Below are 21300 nucleotides of genomic sequence, written 5' to 3'. Positions count from 1 at the left end.
GGGGCACTCTCCTGTTAGGCCAGCATTGTCTGCAGGCCGTCATTCTGACCTCCTCCAGAGTCGGCAGGCAGATAATTGCCTCCCTCCGGTGTCGGATCAGCCGCAAGCATGGTGTCGTCCAGAAACAGAACAGCTTCGCTTGCCAGTATGCTGGGATCCTGGCCGCCAAGCTCCGGCTGCGACGATATAAAGTTTGCCTGGATTAACGTCTCCTGCGAGTATTGCTCGCCGCCGACATAGGTCTTGCCGAAGGAATCAAGATCAACAATAGCGGCATTGTTGACGAGGGTATTGGAGCCCGTTTCCACAGCCCATGATGCTCCGTCTTGAGGTGTCAAGGCGTCCATCGCCAAGAGGACCTGGTCATCGTCGCCGATGATGCTGGTCTGCTTGATGTACTGCACATTGATAAAGTCGCCCTGGACGTAAAGCAAACGCAGACTGGCAAGCCCGGCGAAGGCAGGGTCCTGAAGGATCTCGTCCGATAGAGTCATGGTGCCGTTGGCCAGCGACGCAACGGCCTCCCGATAGGCATCCGACAGCTCGCCAAACCGTTCGGCGGCACCTATCGTGTAGATGCTCGCCTGGTTCCACAACAGGTTACTGGCGGTGCTCACGCTCCCCGCTCCCGCGTGCGCAAATCCGTCAGTGGTGGTCACCGCATCGCTATCGAACAGAACGTTGACCTGCTGGATGATGTTGGCGTCATACACAGAGCCGCCGATGATGATCAGGTCGTAGCCGAAGCCGAGTTCGGCGATGGTGGTGTGGTTGATGGCAGTGTTTCCGCCGCTGATGATCGTGCTGTAGGCACCCGATGCCGAAACAATTCCCATGTCGGCGTCGCTCATGAAGATCATCTGCTCGATCCAATTTACGATCATCAGATCGCCCGTGATGGTCGTGACACTCCAATAGGATGGATAGAGGTCGACGCCGCTGGTGCCGACAGTCTGCGATCCAGCGGCATCGTCGCGGTCGAAGCTTGCTATATTGAAGAGGTCATTGGCGCTCCCGAGAGCACGCCAGGCGGCAATTCCGGTCCCAATGCTATCGTCGTCCCAGATGGCGTTTATTTGGACGATAGCGTTCACCTCCACATGATCACCCAGCACCGCGGTCACCTTCGCGGCTGTCCACAGGCTTTTGACGAGCACATCGTTAACGAGCGTGTTGTCCCCCATCGAGATCCTGACTTGCGGTTGTGGCAGCTGGCTCTCCTCGCTTCCCCAGGACGCCTCTACGACGGCTCCTTCGTCGTCGAAGGAGTGATAATCGTCCAAAGAAGGAGCTTGCTCGACAGCCAAACCACTGACGTAGGTTCCCGACAGAGTGACCGCCTGTGCGACAAGATGGGAACCGGTAGCACTACCGGCATCATTGACGAGGTCCCCCAGGGTCTCGGCGATCGTCTCGACGAAGTTGACCAATTCGACAGCGGAACCGGGCGCCTCAAGCTCCCGAAGAGGCGAAACAGAAAGGACTGTCTCTGCAAGCGGGAGTATGTCCGCCAAGGGTACCGGAGTTCCGGCGATGCTCAACCCGTGCCCACCGACCGAAAAGACGTCGTTATCAGCTAGAACGACCATTTGCTGCGCATAGGTGACAATAGACCCCGGAGGATCCAAGGCCGGCGCCTTAGCCTTTCCGCCCATGGAGAACGCCATCTGCATGCGCGGAGGCATCTCTTCGGCGAGCACATCGATTTCCACTTCTTCGCGAGCAGCTTTTAGTAGTGCAGGCGGAAGGTGAATTGCGGGAACGGAGGGAAAAACCGGAGCAATGGGTCGATAGCTCAACGCCGGATCGTAATCGACAAGGACATGCGGCGCAGAGAAGGGCGCTTCTTCTATCAAGCGTGCATCAGCACTTTGCAGCGTGGTCTTGAACGAAAAATCTTGGTAGCTTTCGCGCAGTCTGGCGTCTTCAAGGCTGAGGTGAAAGAATCCCACAAAATGGGAAATTTCTTCGGTAATCTGATCCAAGACTGCCACGGCACGCACTCCTTAGGCAACTTCATCGCAGGTGGATGAGGTGCGCTTTGAGAGACCTGCGCGAGATGTCCCGCGCAGGCCTTCGGCTTCGATATCAAGGTCGGGCAAAAGACCAACCCTTAGACGCCATCGTCATCCTCACCCACAGTCGTGCTGGTGAGGCTGCCGCCGACGATCGTCATGTCGATCGCGTTCTGCTGCAGGTTTGCGCCCATCACGATGTCCTGGTTAAACGCGGAGGTGTCGATACCGGCATCCGCCGATGCGGAACTTGTACCGGTAACATATCCATCGTCGCCATTGTCGGAGCCCCAGGAGCCGCCGCCACCGCCAGCGCCACCCGCGCCGGTCATGGCCACGCCACCGGCACCACCGGCACCGCCAGCGCCACCCATGGCCCAGCCGCCGAAGGCGTCACCACCAAGGCCGTCGGCCCAGGCGCCGCTCAATGCCGCGCCGCCATCGCCGCCACCGGCCCAGCCGTAGCCGCCGGCCGCGTCGCCGCTCATTGCTTCGCCGGAGGTCGCTTCGCCCCCGGTTCCGTCGGCTCCGTCGCCACCGTCGCCACCGGCACCCGAGCCCATGCCGGAGCCGCTACCAGTGCCGGTTCCAGCACCCGAGCCTGCGCCACCTGCACCCCCGGCACCGGCACCTGAAGCGCCGCCACCCATGCCGCCGCCACCGCCAGCGCCACCGCCGCCGCCGGCGCCACCATCGGTATCGCCTGCTGCACCGCCGTCACTGTCGCCGCCGCCATCGCTGTCAATATACAGCGGGTTCAGCAAGCCCATGATGTCGCCGACGCTCGTCGTGGCATCACCACCGGTGCCCGCTCCACCGTCACCGCCGTCGCCGGAATCACCGCCATCAGCTGTTCCGCCGCTGCCGGCGCTGCCGCCGTCACCTGCGGTGTTGTCGCCGCCATTGGCGCCGCTTCCGCCAAAGGCAAGGCCGGCACCAAGGCCGAGACCCAGTCCAAGCCCAAGGCCGAGCCCGTCGCCGCCGCTGCCACCGCGTCCGCCTTCCCCGCGTCCACCATCAGCGTCGCCGCTGGCTGCGTCGCCGCTGGCTGCGTTGCCGCCAGCTGCAAAACCACCGGCACTAATGCCACCGGCTGCCAGGCTGATGGCCTCACCACCAGTCCCGTCACCGGCTGTGGCACCACCACCATCGGCCGATCCGCCTTCTTCGCCGTCACCGCCGTCGGCATCGGCATCGCCGCTGCTGCTGCCACCTTCGCCACCGGCATTGATGCCGTCGCTCGCAAACGCCAGCCCACCGTGAGCGGTCATGTCGAGCGAAAAGTCGCCATCGTTGCTGACTTCAGCGTTCTCGAGTGTGTCGTTGTCTTGAATATTGGCCACTTGGCTGAAGACATTGCCGACATCATTGCCCTCTCCTGCGAGAGCACCACCGAGGATATCCTCGAACTTGATGTTGAAGACGCCGTCCACCGAACTGCCGCCGCTCACATCGATCTCGGCGAAGTCATTGTCATCGGGAAGATAGCCTTCCATCGCCATATCGACAGTGACGCCGACGTCTACCGTGGCGGTGTTGATGTTCTCGTTGATGTTGTCACTGGCATTGAAGTTGGCGTTGCCGTTCAGGTTGGCATTGCCGTTCAGGTTGGCGCTTCCGTTGAGGTTCTCGTTGACAGACTCGCTTGTTTGGGCCTGGTCGCTCGTCTGGCTCTGGTCCTGGCTCTGGTTCTCGGTCTGCTGCTGCTGCTGCTGCTGTTCCTGATCGTCATCGAAGAAGTAGGGAGCAACGAGGGTGTCATTGTTTGTACGTCTGGTCGACATAGCATTGGTCCTTCAGTTGGTCGCAACAGCGTGGCCACCATTCATCTCCTTGGGGTCTTTGCTGCGCGAGGTGAGGTTGGACGACGGCACGTCTCGACGTGCGCCGGGGCTCTTCTTGCCTGATCGGTTGCACACTCCTCCTGTGCTGGTTGAACCACGGAACGGTCACCCTCCTCGGGATTGGCCGAGCCATGGGAGCTACTGTGCGGCTCCGGGCGCGATCGGGTAAGATGACACTTCGAGCTAGAGCATCTGCCGGCTTTGCTCGGACGGGTTACACCATTGGTGGAACCGGCCCCGCCGTAAGTGTGATGGTCGCTCCAGATCATGGGCGTTCAACGTCGGTCCTGGTCAGGGAGTTCGGTGAAAATAGCTAGGACAAACAAGAGTATGACAGAGCATTGCTTGTCAGGGGCAGCCTGCGCCGGCACCTGCGCCTATCCCGCCGCCCTCCCCCGTTGGAGCTATTTGAAAAGCGAGGTTCGTGAGCTAGCGTCCACCGTCACCGTCAGCAGGGCATGGATGCCCCTGAATTCCTTGGGAGGATCCCATCATGACGCCTACGGCCACTGTCACCGCACAGGACCTCTTCGCCATATGGTCCGCGACGGCATCACGTCCGGACTCCCGGGCAGTAGCAATCGTAGCGCCGCCTGGAACAGTCTCTGCTCCCCTTTGCGCCGCGATCGAACGCCAGTTTCCTTGGCTTCATGTGCACCTCATTGACGCGCTCGAAAGGCTGCTGGCGGAGGAGGCCGAGCCAGTCCAGTTGATCCTCATTGATCTGTCGCTCGTGAACAGGTTCCAAAACTATGCCGAGGCGCTGCGCGCGCATTCTCCCGGGTTGCGGGTGGCCCTGTTGTCGCAAGGCGAAGGCGGCATCGATCCGGCAGTTTTACGACGATTTGATCCGCGGCAGATGCGCGGTGTGCTGGCACTTGACGTCAGGCTCGACATTTTCCTCTCCAGCCTTGCAATCGTGTTGAACGGCGGCACCCACTATCCCGGTCTGAACCTCGATCGCCTTGCGCTGCAGTCACGACAGAATCATACAGACCGTGCCGACGAAGGCGATCAGGGCGCGCTGCGGCCTTGCGTGCTGTCGCGGCTGACCGGCCGGGAGCTGGAAATCCTTGCGCATGTGGCGCGCGGTCGCCAGAATAAGAACATCGCTGCAGTGCTGGGACTGTCGGAACACACGGTGAAAATTCATCTCCATAACGTCATCACGAAGCTTCGCGTCCATAATCGGACGGAGGCTGCCGCAATCTTTCTGCGCGAAACAGATACAAGGGAAGATCATCTGCCGCAGACACCCCGCAACATCGGGTAAGACGTCCAATGCCACGCTTCAAGGACGTTCTGCTTCTGGTGGGCCAACTCAACTACACCTGGACAAACACAGAAAGCCTGCTGATCCATATGATCGCCGGGCTGGCCGGCACTGACAAGGAAACGGCCATCGTCATCTTTTTGACATTGAACACGCCAAGAGCGCGCATGGATCTGGTAGAGCGCCTGGCAAAACTGAGCAGGACGGAGTCCAGCTGCCGCGCTGACGTTCTTGATGCCACCCGTCGCCTGGGTGAGCAAGCCAAGTTGAGAAACAAATACAATCACTGCATCTACTCTTTCGATGCCGACGGCGAAAGCGGCCTCACCCAATCGATGCGGATTTTTGAAAGTCGAGATGCCGTCAAATATGGCAAGGTCGAGGCGCTCGATGATGTCGAGCTCGCGCGCATCCAGGATTGCATCAAGGCCCTCGTTGGGATCAATCGTATCTTCTGGCAGATCACCGATCGCTACGATTTCCCAAAGTGATCGTTGCAGCGGACAGCTGCCGGGGTTTCTCCTTCAACGACGAATGGTCTCACGGCGCCGCATCCGGCCTCGCCTGTCAGCAACCGCATCCCGTCTCCTGGGATGGCCAATCCTGGTGGCCAAGCAGCGGGATGCTGGATTGCGGCAGCCAAGACGTTGACCTGCCCCTATCCGAAAGACGTGCGGGTATCGCCTTTCGGTCAACTCGTGCTGCTCTGCACCTCTTTGATAGCGTTGCGAGGTAAGGGCGCAATGGACCAGCTTCCACGCCGAGCACAGGTAGGCCGGCGCATCGGCACGGTCTGTTCTTGCTCCCAAACTCATCTGAGACAGACAAGGGCGTGGCGACCGCGGTCAGCAGCGTAAGGAGCAAGCGATGCATGTCGAGTCAACCTCACTTGGCGATGTCGTCAAGATCACACCAAGGCAGTTCAAAGACGACCGCGGCTATTTTTGCGAGCTTTATCGGGAAGAATGGTTTCGATCGGAGATAGCAAACGTCCATTTCGTGCAGGACAACCAGTCTCTGTCGTCGCGCCAGGGAACGCTGCGAGGATTGCACTTCCAGCGTCCTCCTGCAGCCCAGGGGAAACTGGTTCGGGTTGTTGCAGGCGCGATCTTCGATGTTGCCGTCGATATCCGTCCGTCTTCCCTTACGTTTGGTCAGTGGACCGCCGTTGAGCTGTGCGAAGAAGATGGTGCGCAGTTGTGGATCCCGCCGGGCTTTGCGCATGGTTTCCTGAGTCTGAAGCCCCAGACAGTGGTTCAGTACAAGGTCACTGCACCCTATAGCCCCGCCGAGGAAGATGGCATCATCTGGAATGATGCGGACTTGGCGATATCCTGGCCGCTGGGCGGCCGCGCGATCCATATCTCGTCAAAAGATGCCGAGTTGCCGCGCCTGCGCGATGGAGCCGCCAATTGTTTCCAGTCCTTGAAGGTGACCGCGTGATGCGTATCATCGTGACCGGAGGTGCGGGCTTCATCGGATCGTCCTTGGTGCGCCATCTCGTCGACCAGGTGGGCGCCGAAGTCCTGGTCATCGACAAGCTTACCTATGCCGGAACCTTGGCTTCGCTTGCCTCGGTCTCGGGCAAGCATAACTTTCGTTTCTTCCGCGCCGATGTGACCGACATGGAGCAGATGGCGGCGGCGTTCGCATCCTTTTGTCCCGATCAGGTCATTCATCTGGCGGCGGAAACTCATGTGGACCGCTCCATTGCCGCGGCGTCGGCCTTCATCCAAAGCAACATCGTCGGTACCTTCTCCATCCTTGAGGCGGCACGTGCCTATTGGATGGGGCTGTCCCAGCTCGCCAAAAAAAGCTTCCGCTTTGTCCATGTATCAACGGATGAAGTCTACGGGTCGCTGGGGGACTACGATCGGTTTCATGAGACGACAGCCTATGATCCCTCGTCGCCCTATGCGGCCTCCAAAGCAGCAAGCGATCATTTGGCGATCGCCTGGTACCGGACCTACGGACTGCCGGTGGTGGTCAGCCATTGCTCCAACAACTACGGTCCATTTCAGTTTCCCGAAAAACTGATCCCGCTGATGGTCCTCAATGCCTTGCAGGGCTCGGATCTGCCGGTCTACGGCCAGGGCGACAATGTCCGTGACTGGCTCTATGTCGAGGATCATGTCCGTGCGCTGGTGCTGATCGCCGCAAAGGGGCGTCCGGGACAAACATACAACGTCGGCGGACACAACGAGCGGCGCAACATTGATGTGGTGTTCGCCATTTGCGCGTTGATGGATGAGCTCCATCCCGAAGGAGCGCCTCATGACCGTCTGGTCCGCCTGGTCGCGGACCGCCCCGGGCATGATGCACGCTACGCAATTGACGCCAGCCGTGTTGAAGGCGAACTGGGGTGGCATGCAAGGCACGACTTTACTTCCGGCTTGCGAAAGACGGTGTGCTGGTATCTCGACAATGAATGGTGGTGGAAGCCGTTGCGGCAGCCGGCCTGCGCAGACGAGCGCCTTGGCCTTCTCAAGGAGGTGGTGTGATGCGCATCCTGGTGACGGGCAACAGCGGACAGGTGGCGCAGTGTCTTCAGGATGTCTCGACCAGCCGTGGTGTCGAAGTCGTCAGGGTTGGCAGACCTCAGCTTGACCTTGAGGATCCTTCATCGGTCTTGCCTGCAGTGCGTCAGGCGTATCCGGATGTTATCGTCTCGGCTGCAGCCTACACCGCGGTTGACAAGGCGGAAGCGGAGCCGACGGTGGCGCTTCGGGTAAACGGTCCTGGCGCGGGCGCCGTTGCCGCAGCTGCAGGGGAACTTGGCGTACCCATCATCCAGCTGTCGACGGACTATGTCTTCGATGGCTTCAAACTCGACGGCTATGACGAAGCGGATGTCGCGGCGCCCCTTTCGGTCTACGGCGCCTCGAAACTCGAGGGTGAGCGGCGGGTGCGGGCCGCCACCGACAACCATGTTATCTTGCGAGCAGCGTGGCTCTATTCGCCCCATGGCAGCAATTTCCTCAGGACCATGCTGCGCCTGGCAACGACCCGCAGCGAGATCGCTGTGGTGGACGACCAGCGCGGCGGACCGACATCTGCAATCGATCTTGCCAATGTCTTGGTCACGCTCGCCACGCGTCTGACCGAAGATGTCAGCAGCGAGCTGCGCGGCACCTATCATCTTGCACCGGCCGGTGATGCCAGTTGGGCTGAATTTGCAGCGGCCATCATGGAATGCCGTCGGGCCATCACCGGGCGCGACACGAGGATCAATCCCATTGCCACGGCCGACTATCCGACCGCCGCGCAGCGCCCCGCCAATTCGCGGCTGAACGCAAACAAGATCGCGCAGATCTACGGGATTTCGCTGCCGCATTGGCAATGGTCGACGCAAGCTGTTGTCGATCACATTTTGAGCGAAGCGCTGCAGGAGGTCGTCGCATGAAGGGAATTATCCTTGCCGGTGGCACCGGGTCGCGCCTCTATCCGATCACGCAGGCCGTTTCGAAGCAGCTGATGCCGGTCTACGACAAGCCGATGATTTACTATCCACTGACGACACTGATGCTGGCGGGGATACGAGACATCTTGATCATCACGACACCCCATGATCTGGACAGCTTTCAAAGACTTCTGCTCGATGGCGCCCAATGGGGAATCGATCTTCGCTACGCGGTACAGCCGACCCCGGACGGTCTTGCGCAATCCTTGATCATCGGAGCCGATCACATTGCCGGATCCCGCTCGGCGCTTATCCTCGGTGACAACATTTTCTATGGCCACGGCCTGCCGGAGCTGTTGGGCGCCGCCGCTGCGGGACCGGGTGCCGGCGCTACTGTTTTCGCCTACCATGTCAGCGATCCTCAGCGCTATGGCGTGGTCGAATTCGACGCCGGCATGCAGGCGCGCTCGATCGAGGAAAAGCCGCTGCGTCCGCGATCGAACTGGGCAGTGACCGGGCTTTACTTCTACGACGAGAGGGTCGTCGATCTTGCCGCAAGCCTGCGGCCCTCCCCGCGCGGCGAGCTTGAGATCACCGACCTCAATCGTCTCTATCTTGAACAGGGCAATCTTTCGGTCGAGCGGTTGGGGCGCGGCTTCGCCTGGCTCGATACCGGAACCCCCGACAGTCTCCTCGAGGCGGCGGAATTTGTTGCCACCCTTGAACGGCGCCAGGGTTTCAAGATCGCTTGCCCCGAAGAAGTTGCATACCGCATGGGCTTCATCGACCGGTTCGACTTGGAGGCTTGTGCAGACCGGCATGCAAAGAGCAGCTATGGCGCCTATTTGCAGCGGCTGCTGGAGGAAGGGCATGAGGCGGCGGACCTGCTGGCGAGGGGCCATGTCGCCTTTCCACGTCCTGCCGCAGTGCTGGCAGACTAGCCATAAGCCAGATCCTGAGCGGCTGTCGTGATGACGGCACGCGACGCTGTCTCAACGCAGGATCGACAGCAAGCCGTCGGCGACGAGCAACCAGATCGACAGAGAGACCACGATAGCCAACAACCAGTTGCGTCCACGGCGCGTCATGTCTACCCCCCCAGCAAGCACCAGATCTCGCGGCAGGTCCGCTGACCGCCTGTCGCAGATGCCTTCAGCAGTCCCAGGCTGCTACGCATCTCCGCCGGCTGCCAGTCCACTCTTGGGGCAGCCTTGCCGGCCAATTGAAGTGGCCAATTCCACGGATCACCAGCACAGTGAGGACGCACCAAACCGTCAGGCCAGACCTGGCGATCATTCGCTCGCCGACGCCACCTGCTCACGCAGCCAACGGCCGGGGGCGCTCATGTTGAAGGCGGACCAGTCATCGTTGATCATCCCGACAAACAGCCGGTCGTTGTTATCCAGTGATTCCTGCAGGTGGTTTCGCAGAACTTCGGCGCTTCCGTCGTGTCTGGCAAACCATACCGATCCTTGCGCTTGAAGCGCGTTGAGGCCGACAAGCTTCTTGCGCAGCGATGTGTAGTTGTTTCCAATGCGGTCCAGATCAAATGAGATAAGAAAGACTGGCATGCGATTTTCATCCCCCAATTGCGGCACAGGTCCACCCACCGCGGCGGGCCTGCCGCAGTTGAAATCGAGATGAGCCGGTGCAAACAGTTCAGAACGCAGGCGCAGACTGAGCCCGCTTGGCGGGCGACCCTGCCCCGAAGCGGCACTAAGTCACGTAATAACAACCTAACATCTAGTAATAAAAAGGAAATTATCTATTAACCGTCCCTTTGGTGGAGATGGTGTCGTACGGTATCAACCAAAGGGTTGAGCCCGAGGCGACGTCCTCCAAAAGGCTTAGACCTTAAAGAAAAAGCCCCTCAGTGCGAACTGACGGGCTTTGTGCCACGGGTATTCCGCTGCTTGCATCAGGCAGGAGACTGAGAGCCTGAACCCTTAAACAGGTCGTTCAGTTTGTAGGCGACTTCGGTGCGATTGGTGGCTTTCAGCTTCTTCATGATGTTTCGAATATGAACCTTGACAGTGCTTTCCTTCAGGCAGAGCTCATAGGCGATGATTTTGTTCGCCTTGCCCCTGCGCAAGGCTTCAACGACCTCTTCCTGACGCGGAGTAAACATCCCCGACATCGGCCTCGGTCCGGCGCTCGCGGGGTCGCTGACCAGGTGCCGCATGGCTTGCACGGTGCTGGCGGGAACGAAGATGCCACCTGCCATTGCAAGACTAAGGGCTTCAATGCAAACGGCGACACCGACAGATGATGGGATGAAGCCGCGGGCGCCGTGTTCCAACATCTGCAGGACATGCGGCAGTTCATCTGAATCTGACAAGACAACGATTGGAACGGATCGAAACTCCAATGACAGGCGAGCCATCTCGGCTGCCAGCGCGGCGTCATGAGCCTGACGCGCGCCGATGTTGAACAAGATGGCTTCTACCGGAGGATGGGAGTCTTTCTCCCGCTTCCACTCGTCGACCGAACCGACGGCGAAGACCTCCTTGTCTAAACCACGGCTGATAAGAGCTTTTGCGAGGCACTCGCGGTCGAGCGCGCGTCCATCAAGAACCAGAAGGCAACCGTCGCCCGGGTCCGCAATCTCGTCGCGTCGCCTTTGATCAAAGACTGCCGCCAAAGCGGGAGGGGTGGCCAGCCGCCTCTCCACCATTGATGCCCTATAGCCGCCTGCTGCCGAGTTCATGATATCCCCCTGTTCGTTACTGTTTCACGCTTGATCCCTGCCATGTCCGACCACGACAACATTGAATGCTCGTGGAAGATTATTACAATCTGATGGTACAACCTTACACTTAAATTGTCCATTCTTATCAAGAAACAACTAAAACAATCTTTGCTCTTGATGTTCGTCAGTTGCAAAAGCGGCGGCGCCCGGTCTTACGCTCGCCCCGGTGACCCAGCCGTAGATAGCAACGATTTGGTCAGCCTTGGCGTCCCAGGTCAGCAACCGCCGGGCTCTTGCACCGCCGGCGGCGCTCATGCGCTCTAAAAGACCGGGCTCGTCGGCCAAGCGCTCAAATGCTGCTGCAAATCCCGCGATCAGGCTTTCGCGATCAGTGAAATCTACTGCGATCCCAGACGCTTCGTCAATTAACTCCGGCGGACCACCGTGGTTGGCAACAACCGGCACCAGGCCAAGTGAGAGCGCTTCGGCAACGACACCGCCGCCAAATTCCCGTATGCTTGGGAGGGCGAGCACATGCGCGCCTGCAAGTGCGCATGCCAAAGCCTCCTGTTGCTGCCAAGGCAGGAAGCGGACGCTGGCGGTCAGTCGCTGCGTAGCAACAGTTCTTTCCAGCGCGTCGCGCTCAGGCCCTTCGCCGATGATCAAGACCTCCACCGGAAGATCAGGGGCCACCCTGGCGGCGGCCTCCAAGAGTATGTCGGCGCCCTTGTAGGGCACCAGCCTACCGACGAACGCCACCCGCAACACACCCTTGCCCATCCGCCTTTGGGTGAAGGGGAAACGTTGCGGATCAACACCGTTTTCGGGCACCCAGAAGGTCTTGGCCTGGTCGCGTCTGGAAAGCTGTTGAACAACCGCGTTGGACCCGGCCAGGATGGCCGCTGCCTTGCGCCGGGTCGCGCCGTAGGCGGGCATCAGTCGGTGAAGGTTTCGCCAGGGGCTCAGCCACTCCAACTCGCGTCGACGCACGGCGTCGAAAGCCGCAGGCCAGGGTGTGCCTCCGTTCAGCGGCCCGATAACAAAGGGAATGTTGAGCCGCTTCAGATGGTGGGCGATGCCGCTTTGGCTGGTCGGGCTCAGCGGAGTAATGCGGTGAACCAAATCGAATTCGCCTGCCTGCAACCGCAATCCTACTACCCGCCACAGTTCTCTCTCGAAACTGTAGTAGGCCAATGACGAGGTTGCGGTGACCATTGTCCAGCCCTTGTTGCTGCCCCCTCGCATGCGCTCCCCGAAGCGATGCAGGGCCGCGGCGATCCGTTCATTGTCGATGGCGATGAAGTCCTCGCCCTCGACGAGGCCGGCGCGCAAAAAAGCCGGACGGTTGCGAACTTGGGTGACGACCAAGGCGTCGGTCTGCCGTGCGATCGCCCGTGACAGATTCCAGCCGACCAGGGGCACGCTACTCCAATCGGGATTGGCAGCCTCAGCGATCAGCAGCGGTCGCAAGCGCCGCGGCTGCTGCGTCCCGACCCGGGGCCTCAGCGCCTGCGGTAAAACGACAGAGGCCGTGCGGCCGCTGTCGCGGTTGGCTGTGTTCGTCGTCATGACCCCTGCCCCACCCGACCGGTTGGTTGCTGCAATGCTATCCATTTGGGTGAGGGATGGCTGGGCGTCGTTGCCCAAGCATCTCTCCCCCAGCGTCCAAACAGACGATCCTTAGCCGTTTGGTGGGCCCATCGTAGGGGGGCGGCAGGATTCTGGCAACCTATCACAAACGGGCAAGGGTCTACCTCTATGGGGGTATCCCTCTACCCGAAAGTCCGGTTGCGGTGGGGTTACGCCATGAAGTGAGCGATGATCCATGACCCCAGCCAGCCGCCGGCGTATCCAAGGGGCCAGATGCAAAGGGTGGCAACCTCCAGCCCCAAGCTGTTGAGACTGTGGCGCCTGTTGAGATACCAGAGCAGAACCGTGCCCGGCAGGCCATGGAGGGCAATGGCCCAAAGCGCGCCCTCAAATCCAGAGAGGGAGTAGCCGATTGGAACGAGCGTAAACACCGACAGGGCGCGCACCAGGTTGAGAAGCGTCAGCTGACGGGGCTCTCCGATTGCCAAATAGACGTTGGAGATGACCCCAAACCGGGCGATCACGAGCCCGAAAGACAAGATTTCCAGGACCACTGCGGCGCCGGCATAGCGCTCGTCATAGAGGAGGTTGATCAAGTCGGTGCCCATTGCATACATGGCGCCGGCGGCAGATACGAAGGCAAGGTCGAAGGGAAGCCGCAGTTTCAAGAAGACGGTCGCAAGCCTTTGCGGGTCTTCGCGGTTGACTCTACTCAGCGCTGGCATGGCCACGGAAGAAAACAGCCGGCTGCCCGCAGCTTCCAGCATCGCCACGAGACCAAAGCTCAAGGCGTAGAGCCCGAGCATGGTCGGCGAAATCCAGCCGGCGAGCAAAATCTTGTCACCATTGGCAGCAAGAACAGTGAACGCTGATGACAGGAGTACCCATTTGCCAAACTGGATCAGGTCACTGACCGCCAGCCGATCCAGAGCGAAACGGTTGCGATGGCCGGGCAACCACCAGTGACTCAGGGCGGTCGAAACCACCGCTGAACACCAGGCGGCGGCGACAAAGGCCCAGAGGGATCGCGTGTACCATGCCAGCAGGACGGCAACAGCAAGGCTGACAAGCTGAGCCACCAGTTCGATTGCCGCTATCCGCGCCAAAGCCAATTCCCGGTAGGCGGTAATGATCTTGGTGGATTGCAGGCCGCTGATGACGGTCACAAAACACAATACCGCGATCACCAGGGGCAAGGCAGGTTCCGCGTAGACCGACCCGACGGGAAACAAGCCCCGATTGTCCGCAAGCGCGATGCCCCAGGCAATTGCGGAGCAGACGAGCCAGATCACAATTCCATGGGCCAGCTGCAGCGACCAGGCGGTGTCGAGATAACGCGGCTCGTCGCCCATCCGACTTTGAATGGCCGCGGGACGTAGCCCCACATCAGACAGCATGGCGACGGCCACTTGCACCATCGTTGCCACTGCCATGATGCCAAACATCTCCGGCATCAGCAGCCGGGTCAAGACAAGGCTGCTGGCGATCCGGAGGAGCTGAAGCAGCATATAGCTGCCCATCGACCAACTCGCGGCATGGAGAATGCGCACCCGAAACGGCCGCTGGGGGCGCTGACTTGCCTGCGACGGCACCTGCGTCTGGCGCCCGGCGGGGACACCGTCGTCAAGTTCCTGTGGCCGCTGTTTTCCAACAACCCTCCCATGACCGGGAACAGACCCTTCCAGTGCCACAATCCACCACTCCATGCCTGCGCGCGCGCGTTGCCACCGCGACCGCTGATCCTCGCCGTCAGGTTTGAGGTTCCAGCACCCGCTCATTTTGCTGTAGCGGTGGTGCCGTCATCTTCGCCATCGGCTGAGGGTCAGCAACGTGTTCGCCCACATCAAACCGTAGCTTCGGACGCAGCCGCTCCGCCAGGACGCGCACAAAAGGGTCCAGCAGCATGCTGTCGTGATCGCCGGGAACCTCCACGACTGTCAGATCGGCGAGATAGGAACCCCAGCCGTTGTCGTGGAGGAGGATGTGGCGGTTCTCCGCCAAACAACGTCCCCTGGGCAACCGATAGAAGACGGCGGGCCGTGGCCGAAACAATGTCACCGCACCCGAATAGGGCCTGACCGTGTAGGCCTGGGCGGCTTCTCGAAAAGCAAGTTCGATCAGAACATTGTTGAACCCCTCTGGGGCTTCGCCAGCCGCGGCTGCCATTTGCTTCCTTTGCCGCTCCTGCTTGCTATTGTGCCGATCTCGGTGCCACTTGCGCAGGTATCCGGCGCGATGGCGGTCCAGATCCTGGCTCTTCATCAGCATTTTATCGGTGAGCGACAATCTCGGCTGTCGCGGTAAGGGGGTATCGAGCAAGGCTAAGTGAGAAACCGTCTCGCCCGCCGCAACCAGCTGCTGGGCAATCTCCATGGCGGTGATGCCTCCACCGGAGTAGCCTGCCAGCAAATATGGGCCCTTCGGTTGGATCTGGCGCATCTCCTCGATGCAGGCCGAAGCCATATCCTCAAATCGCCTATGCGGCTCGTGATCACCAAAGAGCCCCTTTGCCTGAAGAGCGAAGACCGGGCGGTCCTCGCCAGTCGCCATAGCCAGATGCCGGAGGTTGAGCACATTTCCGAACATGCCCGCGCAGATGAACAAGGGGGGCGCTGGTGACGTTGGCCCTGAGCTCATGGCCACGAGATGGATCGGTAGCGCGACATTGGCTTCACGATCATGACCAGGCGCGGCCAGCTCGGCGGGTTCGGCGGCGATGACGCCGATGCGTTCGGCACATGCAGCAATCGTCGGTGCTTCGAACAACACCGACATCGGCAGATCAACTCCCCATTGCGACTTGATCATCCGAAACAAGCGCACCGCTATCAGCGAGTGACCACCAAGATCAAAGAAATTGTCGTCAACGCCGACACGTTCCATCCCCAGCAGAGATTGCCAAAACTGCGCAAGCGTCTCTTCGACAGACGTGCGTGGGGCCACGAAGGCGCTGGCGAGGTCGGGCCTCTCAAAGCTTTCCCCCGCTTGGGGCACGGCACTGGCAGGTGGTTCGTCGACGAAGCGCGCCAGCGCCTCAAGATCGATAGAACTGACGATCATCTCGCTGTAGGGTAGCGCAAGCACCCGCTCCAGCGCCTGTAGCCCTTCGTCGGGGGAGATCCCGTTTTTGACCTGCGTCTCAAGTCTCAGCATTGCCGGCGAGCGATGCACGGCAGCACCAGGGGCTGTGGGACCGGCGTCGTCCATTTGCTGCACGGCGTTGCGCGTGCGGCACATCGTCAGACGGGTGACCTCCACCAGTACGTTTCCCTGAGGATCGGCGATCGTGATGTCAAAGGACGAGAAGCCCTCGCCGAGATCCTGGAGCGCGCTAAGCCTCACCCAGCTGACTACACGTGCCGGCAGTGGCGCGTGCAAGATCAACTCGCCATAGCCGGCGGGCACCCACAGCGACTGGCTTTCGCCGTAGTGAGCACTCAGCTCGAGGGCAAAGCCAGTCGCGATGTCGAGCAGAGCCGGATGGATCCGATACTGTTTCAAATCCTCGAGGAAAGCTTCAGCGAGGGTAAGATCGGCAATTGCCTCGTCTGATCCGAATGCAACAGCGCGCAAGACGTCCCAACGCCGTCCAAAGCGCAAATAGCGATCCTGCACCGAGGCAAGTCCTGCCCCGTCGGATGCGGCACGGCGTCTGCGGCAACGGTTGCGAATAGGCTCCAAATCGAGTGCCGTTCGATGGCATGGGTGGGGGGCTTCCAGCAAGGCGTGTGCATGAACAATCTCCTGATCGCCGCGATGCTCAGGACGCCGGGAGGTAACGGCAACGTGGACATTCGTCCCACGTCGTTCGAGGCGAAGCCTCACCACCCGGGGCTGATCGTCTTCCACTGCCAAGGGCCGGATGAAGGCAAGATCGCGAAGATGCGCCTGTGCCCCCAGCCCGCATTCCATCGCGACCTGCACGAGCATCTCCACGTAACCGGTCCCGGGAAACACCGCAGCGCCTGAAGAGATACGGTGCTCATCGAGCACCCAGTGCGTGTTGGTGGCGACTGTCGCTTCCAGACACGGCAAGCCGCTTGTCTCGTCATCGATCCAGTGCGTCAACAAGGGGCCTTGCGCCGGACGAGAGGGTGCCCCGCTCGTCCGGCGGCCCGCACCGACGGCGCGCGCTGCAAGCCCGACTTCGTTCCAGACGCCCCAATGCACGGCAATGACGCGTCGTTCGCCGCTGGCGGCACTACAGGCATAGGCATTGAGATAGGCGTTGGCCGCCACATAGTCGACCTGGCCTGCACGGGGAACGTCGGTGCTGGTGGAGGAGAACAGGATCAGAAAATCGAGAGGAACATCCGCCAATACGGCACCGAGGACGCGGGCGCCAGTGACCTTTGGCGCCAGAACACGCTGCATACTCTCCAGCGTCTTTGATGTCAGCAATCCGTCTTCCAGGGCGCCGGCACAGTGGAATACACCGTCAACGCCTCCAAAGCGCTGGCTGGCTGCGGTGACAGCCGCCGACATCTGCTCGAAATCGGTGATATCGGCCTGGACGTGGAGCACCTCCGCGCCGGCCGCTTCGAGCTTCCTGATCGCGGCAATGGCGCGCCGGACAGCCGCATCGTCCCACCCCTGCTCGGGCCTCTGCCAATCCTGCGCCGGGGGTAAGCTCAGGCGCGAAACGAGCACCAGCCGGGCCGCGAATTTGGCGGCCAGTTCACCGGCAAGTGCCAAGCCGACCTCGCTAAAGCCGCCGGCAAAGAGATACACGCCGTGGCGGCGAAACCCATTCGGGCTGTCGGTCACGGAGGGAAGCAGGTGAGGCAGGCTGGTCTGGCGCCAGCGTCGGCCCTTTCGCAGCGCCACGATCTCACTGGCCGGAGGCGCTAGCAGTTCCTCCCACAGATCGTTTGCCAGTGCGCGCCGCTCCTGCCGCTCTGCTTGGCTGCCGGTGCCCCAGCGACGCCAGCGCCTGGGTGTGGCAGGTTCAGGGACGCCGGCTGGATCAAGATCGAGCAAGCGCATGGCGAGGCACTGCTGTTCCTTTGGCAACACGGCCACAGGGCCCAGGACGAGAGCTTTTTCCGGCGATACCGGATCTGTTCTATCGACTTGGAGGACGCCGCGGCTCACCACCGTGACCGCAAGCTCCTCGTCGGGGGCCAACTGCGCCCAGCTCTGGCCAAGCAGGACCAGGCTCTCGAACCCCCACTCCTGAAACTGGTGGATGCTGCTTGAACCCTCGCGCAAGCGTGGTTTGTGGTCAGCAAGCCACATGTGTACGAGACGGGAGGGCAGCAGTCCGTCGCTTTGCAGCGCCGCAACCAGTGCGATGTAGCCCGATAAACCCGTTTCCGGGCATAGCACGTAGCTGTGCGCAGCGCGACGAACGAAACTGTCGCCCCGCGTCACGGTCACGACATGGTGGCCTTTTGCGCGAAGGCGGTCGACCAAGGTGTGTCCAAGCCCTTCGTCATCGACGAAGAACAGCCATGTCCGTGGGGCATTTTCAGCACCGAGGGCGTCGCCGACGAGGCTGCGTTTGAAGCCGGGGCGATAACCCCATTTGGCAATGTCAGCTACCTTGCTGATAGAGCTTTGCCCCGCCGGTCCCAGACTTGGTTTGCTGGCGTCTATGAAGTACCGCTTGTGCTGGAATGCATAGGTGGGCAGCGTCACCATTCTGGCACCCGCTCGCTCGACCCATTTGCTGAGGTTCACCGGCAAGCCGGCGCAATAGCCGCGCGCGAGTGCTGTTACCAGATGGCAGTGATCATCAGCCACGTCCTCACCATGGGGCAGGCTGTTGATGATCTGCTGTGGCGCAATCGCGCCATGAGCTTTGGCCAGCGCCGAAAGCACCCGGCCTGGGCCGATTTCAATGTAGACGCGGGCGGGATCGCGAGACAGAGTTGTCAGTCCGTCGGCAAAGCGCACGGTGTGGCGCAGATGCCGGCTCCAATACCCTGGATCTGTTGCCTCGTCGTCCGTGAGCACGGTGCCAGTGAGGTTGGAGACGATAGGAATGGCGGGCGCGCGCAACGCAATCGTCGCCACGAAAGTCTCGAAACGCTGCAGAAGCTTGTCGAGCAGGCGCGAGTGGGCAGCAACGCGAATGGCGATTGGTCTTGCCTCGACATCGCGACTGGTGAGCAGCTGGCGGAAGGACTCCAGGGCTGCATCATGACCTGAGACAACACACAGTTCGGGTGCATTGACGCACGCCAGATCGAGGGTCGGAGGTAGAAGGGTCCTCACCGCCTCTTCGTTGAGCGGCACGCTGAGCATGCTGCTTGGCTCCACCGTTTCAAAGAGTTCTCCGCGCAGCCGCACCAGCCGTACGGCGTCGCGATAATCCATGACCCCTGCCAGACATGCCGCGGCATATTCCCCCATCGAATGTCCGATCAGCGCTACCGGTTCGACGCCCGTGCGCTGCCACAAGCGTGCCAGTGCGACCTCCAGGATCAAGATGGCGGGCAGTTGGATGGCCGGTCGCAGAAATTGTTGCTCGGTTTCGGGTGTTTTGGAACTAAACCAGGCGGAGCGGATGTCTGCTGCCACTGGTGGATCAAGGGCGGACAAGCCAGCTTCGACGCACTGCCGGAATTCCTCGTCCTCGTCGAAAAGCTTGGCCGCCATGCCAGGATACTGGACTCCGCCGCCGGGAAACATGAAGACAGCACCGGGAGCCGGTGCGATGCGAGTCTGCATGGCACCATGCTCCTGCGGCCTTTCAAGCGCCTCCAGTGCTTCCTGCCGGCTTCGTACCGTCATAACGAGGAACTGCTCGAACCGGCCGCGCCCATCAAAGAGGGTCTTGGCGACATCTTCAAGCGCAAGGTTGTCGTGACGCTCAAGCCAGTCCTTAAGCCGTGTTGCGCCCGCGTCGAGGGCGGCTCTGCTGCGCGCTGATAGCAGCAGCAGAAGCGGGTCATCATCCGCTCCGGCGCCGTCCTCTCCCGTCAGGGCACCAGCAGCATAGGGAACCGGGGCCTCCTCAAGAATGACATGCGCGTTGGTCCCCCCCACTCCAAGGGAGTTGACCGCCGCACGCCGCGGCCCAGGCGCCTTTGGCCACGCGGTCAGCTTGGCGCAGACTTTGAAGGGCGTCTTGTCGAAGTCGATCGATGGATTGGGCCGCTCGAAACCAAGCGTCGGCGGAATCTCGCCGTACTTGACTGCGAGGGCCGTCTTGATCAACCCAACGACGCCAGCGGCCGTGTCGAGATGGCCGATGTTGGATTTGGCCGACCCGATGTAGCAAAAGCCGGTGCGTGCGGTGCTTCGTCGAAAAGCCTGCGTCAGGGCTTCGACTTCAATAGGATCACCCAAAGGTGTACCGGTGCCATGGCACTCGACATACTGGATCGTGTCGGCCGCAATGTCGCCAACCGATTGCGCTTCGACGACCGCTTCGGCCTGGCCGCTGACGCTTGGCGCGAGGTATCCTGCCTTGCTGTTCCCGTCGTTGTTGATGGCCGTGCTTTTGATGACGGCATGGATGGTATTGCCGTCGCTCAAAGCGTCAGCCAGGCGACGCAAGACCACCACACCGGCTCCGCTCCCAAACACAGTGCCAGCTGCGCGGTGATCGAAGGGACGGCAATGGCCGTCTGGCGAGAGAATCTCGCCGGGCTGGTAAAGATAGCCGCGCCGATGCGGGAACTCGATCGTGCTGCCGCCCGCAAGGGCCCAATCGCATTCGCCGCTGAGCAAGCTTTGAGCCGCCGAATGAACGGCGACAAGCGAAGTGGAACAGGCAGTCTGGATGTTGACGCTCGGCCCGCGCAGATCAAACAGGAAGGAGGCGCGAGTGGCCAGAAAATCCTTGTCATTGCCGGTATGGCGCAAGAGGAACAGGCCGACCTGGTCGACCAGCTGACGATTGCTGCAGATGTTGAAGTAGAAGTAGGAGCCCATGCCGCAACCGGCAAATACGCCCACCGGTTCCGGCTTGCCGCGCGCAACCCTGCCAGCGTTTTCCAGAGCCTCCCACGAACATTCGAGGAACTGGCGGTGCTGTGGATCCATGATCGCTGCCTCCTTCGGGCTCAGCCCGAAGAATTCGGCGTCGAACATTTCCATGTCCGCAAGATCGGCCGCACGTGCCACATAGTTCGGGTGCGACAGGCGATCGGGATCTTCACCCGCCGTCAGCAATTCCTCTTGCGACAGGTCGCGAATGGACTCCACGCCCTGTCTGAGATTGGTCCAGAACTGCTCCAGGTCGGCAGCACCGGGAACTCTGACAGCCATGCCGACGATGGCGATATCGTTGGCAGCAACGTGATGTCTTCCGTCCAGCATTCCCATTCCCCCAAGTTCCAAGGCGGCGACCTTCTTGTCGGCTGCCTCCGTGATCTGTGCGCAAGCCGGCGATGGCGCGCAGTAACCCCAGCGCATTTGCCGCCAGCGCCGAGGCTGGCGCAATTACGCCTTTGGGAGCGCCCATCAGCCGAAGGGAGGGGGGCAATGGCGAATTGGTGCGCCTTGGTGGAGATGGCCTCCACCGCATGGCTACTTGC

General features: G+C 60.9%; 13 protein-coding genes. 6 read left to right on the top strand and 7 right to left on the bottom strand.

Going from position 1 to position 21300, the window contains the following annotated elements; translation table 11 throughout:
• Window positions 1-14: 14 nt before the first annotated feature.
• Entirely contained in the window at window positions 15-1994 is a 1980-nt protein-coding gene (locus M1E10_RS02280) for a hypothetical protein (protein ID WP_499173393.1), read from the bottom strand.
• Between the two features lie 119 nt (window positions 1995-2113).
• Window positions 2114-3799 carry a hypothetical protein gene (locus tag M1E10_RS02275; protein WP_499173392.1) on the bottom strand — a complete coding sequence of 562 codons (1686 nt, stop codon included), beginning with the start codon at window positions 3797-3799 and terminating at the stop codon, window positions 2114-2116.
• A 553-nt stretch (window positions 3800-4352) separates the two neighbouring features.
• Between M1E10_RS02275 and M1E10_RS02270 the strand changes: the two genes are divergently transcribed.
• The 6 genes from M1E10_RS02270 (at window position 4353) to rfbA (ending at window position 9473) form a co-directional block, all read left to right on the top strand.
• Window positions 4353-5132: a helix-turn-helix transcriptional regulator gene (locus tag M1E10_RS02270; RefSeq protein WP_499173391.1), complete on the top strand. Its 780-nt coding sequence runs from the start codon at window positions 4353-4355 to the stop codon at window positions 5130-5132.
• 8 nt (window positions 5133-5140) lie between these two features.
• On the top strand, window positions 5141-5623 hold the full coding sequence (locus tag M1E10_RS02265; RefSeq protein ID WP_499173390.1) for a hypothetical protein: 483 nt from the start codon (window positions 5141-5143) through the stop codon (window positions 5621-5623).
• Between the two features lie 376 nt (window positions 5624-5999).
• Window positions 6000-6575 carry a dTDP-4-dehydrorhamnose 3,5-epimerase family protein gene (gene rfbC, locus M1E10_RS02260; RefSeq protein ID WP_499173389.1) on the top strand — a complete coding sequence of 192 codons (576 nt, stop codon included), beginning with the start codon at window positions 6000-6002 and terminating at the stop codon, window positions 6573-6575.
• On the top strand, window positions 6575-7633 hold the full coding sequence (rfbB, locus tag M1E10_RS02255) for a dTDP-glucose 4,6-dehydratase (protein WP_499173388.1): 1059 nt from the start codon (window positions 6575-6577) through the stop codon (window positions 7631-7633). The genes rfbC and rfbB overlap by 1 nt, the downstream gene beginning before the upstream one ends.
• Window positions 7633-8535 carry an SDR family oxidoreductase gene (rfbD, locus tag M1E10_RS02250; protein ID WP_499173387.1) on the top strand — a complete coding sequence of 301 codons (903 nt, stop codon included), beginning with the start codon at window positions 7633-7635 and terminating at the stop codon, window positions 8533-8535. The genes rfbB and rfbD overlap by 1 nt, the downstream gene beginning before the upstream one ends.
• The gene (gene rfbA, locus M1E10_RS02245; protein WP_499173386.1) at window positions 8532-9473 is read left to right on the top strand and encodes a sugar nucleotidyltransferase; all 942 of its coding nucleotides are present in this window, start codon (window positions 8532-8534) and stop codon (window positions 9471-9473) included. Before rfbD ends, rfbA begins: the two co-directional genes overlap by 4 nt.
• A 351-nt stretch (window positions 9474-9824) precedes the next feature.
• Here rfbA and M1E10_RS02240 read toward each other — a convergent pair whose 3' ends face one another.
• The 5 genes from M1E10_RS02240 to M1E10_RS02220 form a co-directional block, all read right to left on the bottom strand.
• A complete protein-coding gene (locus M1E10_RS02240; RefSeq protein ID WP_499173385.1) occupies window positions 9825-10103 on the bottom strand; it encodes a hypothetical protein in 279 nt (92 codons plus the stop codon).
• A gap of 347 nt (window positions 10104-10450) precedes the next feature.
• A complete protein-coding gene (locus M1E10_RS02235) occupies window positions 10451-11239 on the bottom strand; it encodes a response regulator transcription factor (RefSeq protein WP_499173384.1) in 789 nt (262 codons plus the stop codon).
• A gap of 138 nt (window positions 11240-11377) precedes the next feature.
• On the bottom strand, window positions 11378-12790 hold the full coding sequence (locus tag M1E10_RS02230; RefSeq protein ID WP_499173383.1) for a glycosyltransferase family 4 protein: 1413 nt from the start codon (window positions 12788-12790) through the stop codon (window positions 11378-11380).
• A gap of 230 nt (window positions 12791-13020) precedes the next feature.
• Entirely contained in the window at window positions 13021-14331 is a 1311-nt protein-coding gene (locus tag M1E10_RS02225) for an oligosaccharide flippase family protein (RefSeq protein ID WP_499173382.1), read from the bottom strand.
• A gap of 229 nt (window positions 14332-14560) precedes the next feature.
• Window positions 14561-21082 (bottom strand): type I polyketide synthase, encoded by a 6522-nt coding sequence (locus tag M1E10_RS02220; RefSeq protein ID WP_499173381.1) that lies wholly within the window; start codon window positions 21080-21082, stop codon window positions 14561-14563.
• Window positions 21083-21300 lie beyond the last annotated feature (218 nt).

Source organism: Rhizobium sp. PK7-22 (assembly GCF_056530405.1).
This window is presented reverse-complemented; position numbering and strand designations above follow the sequence as displayed.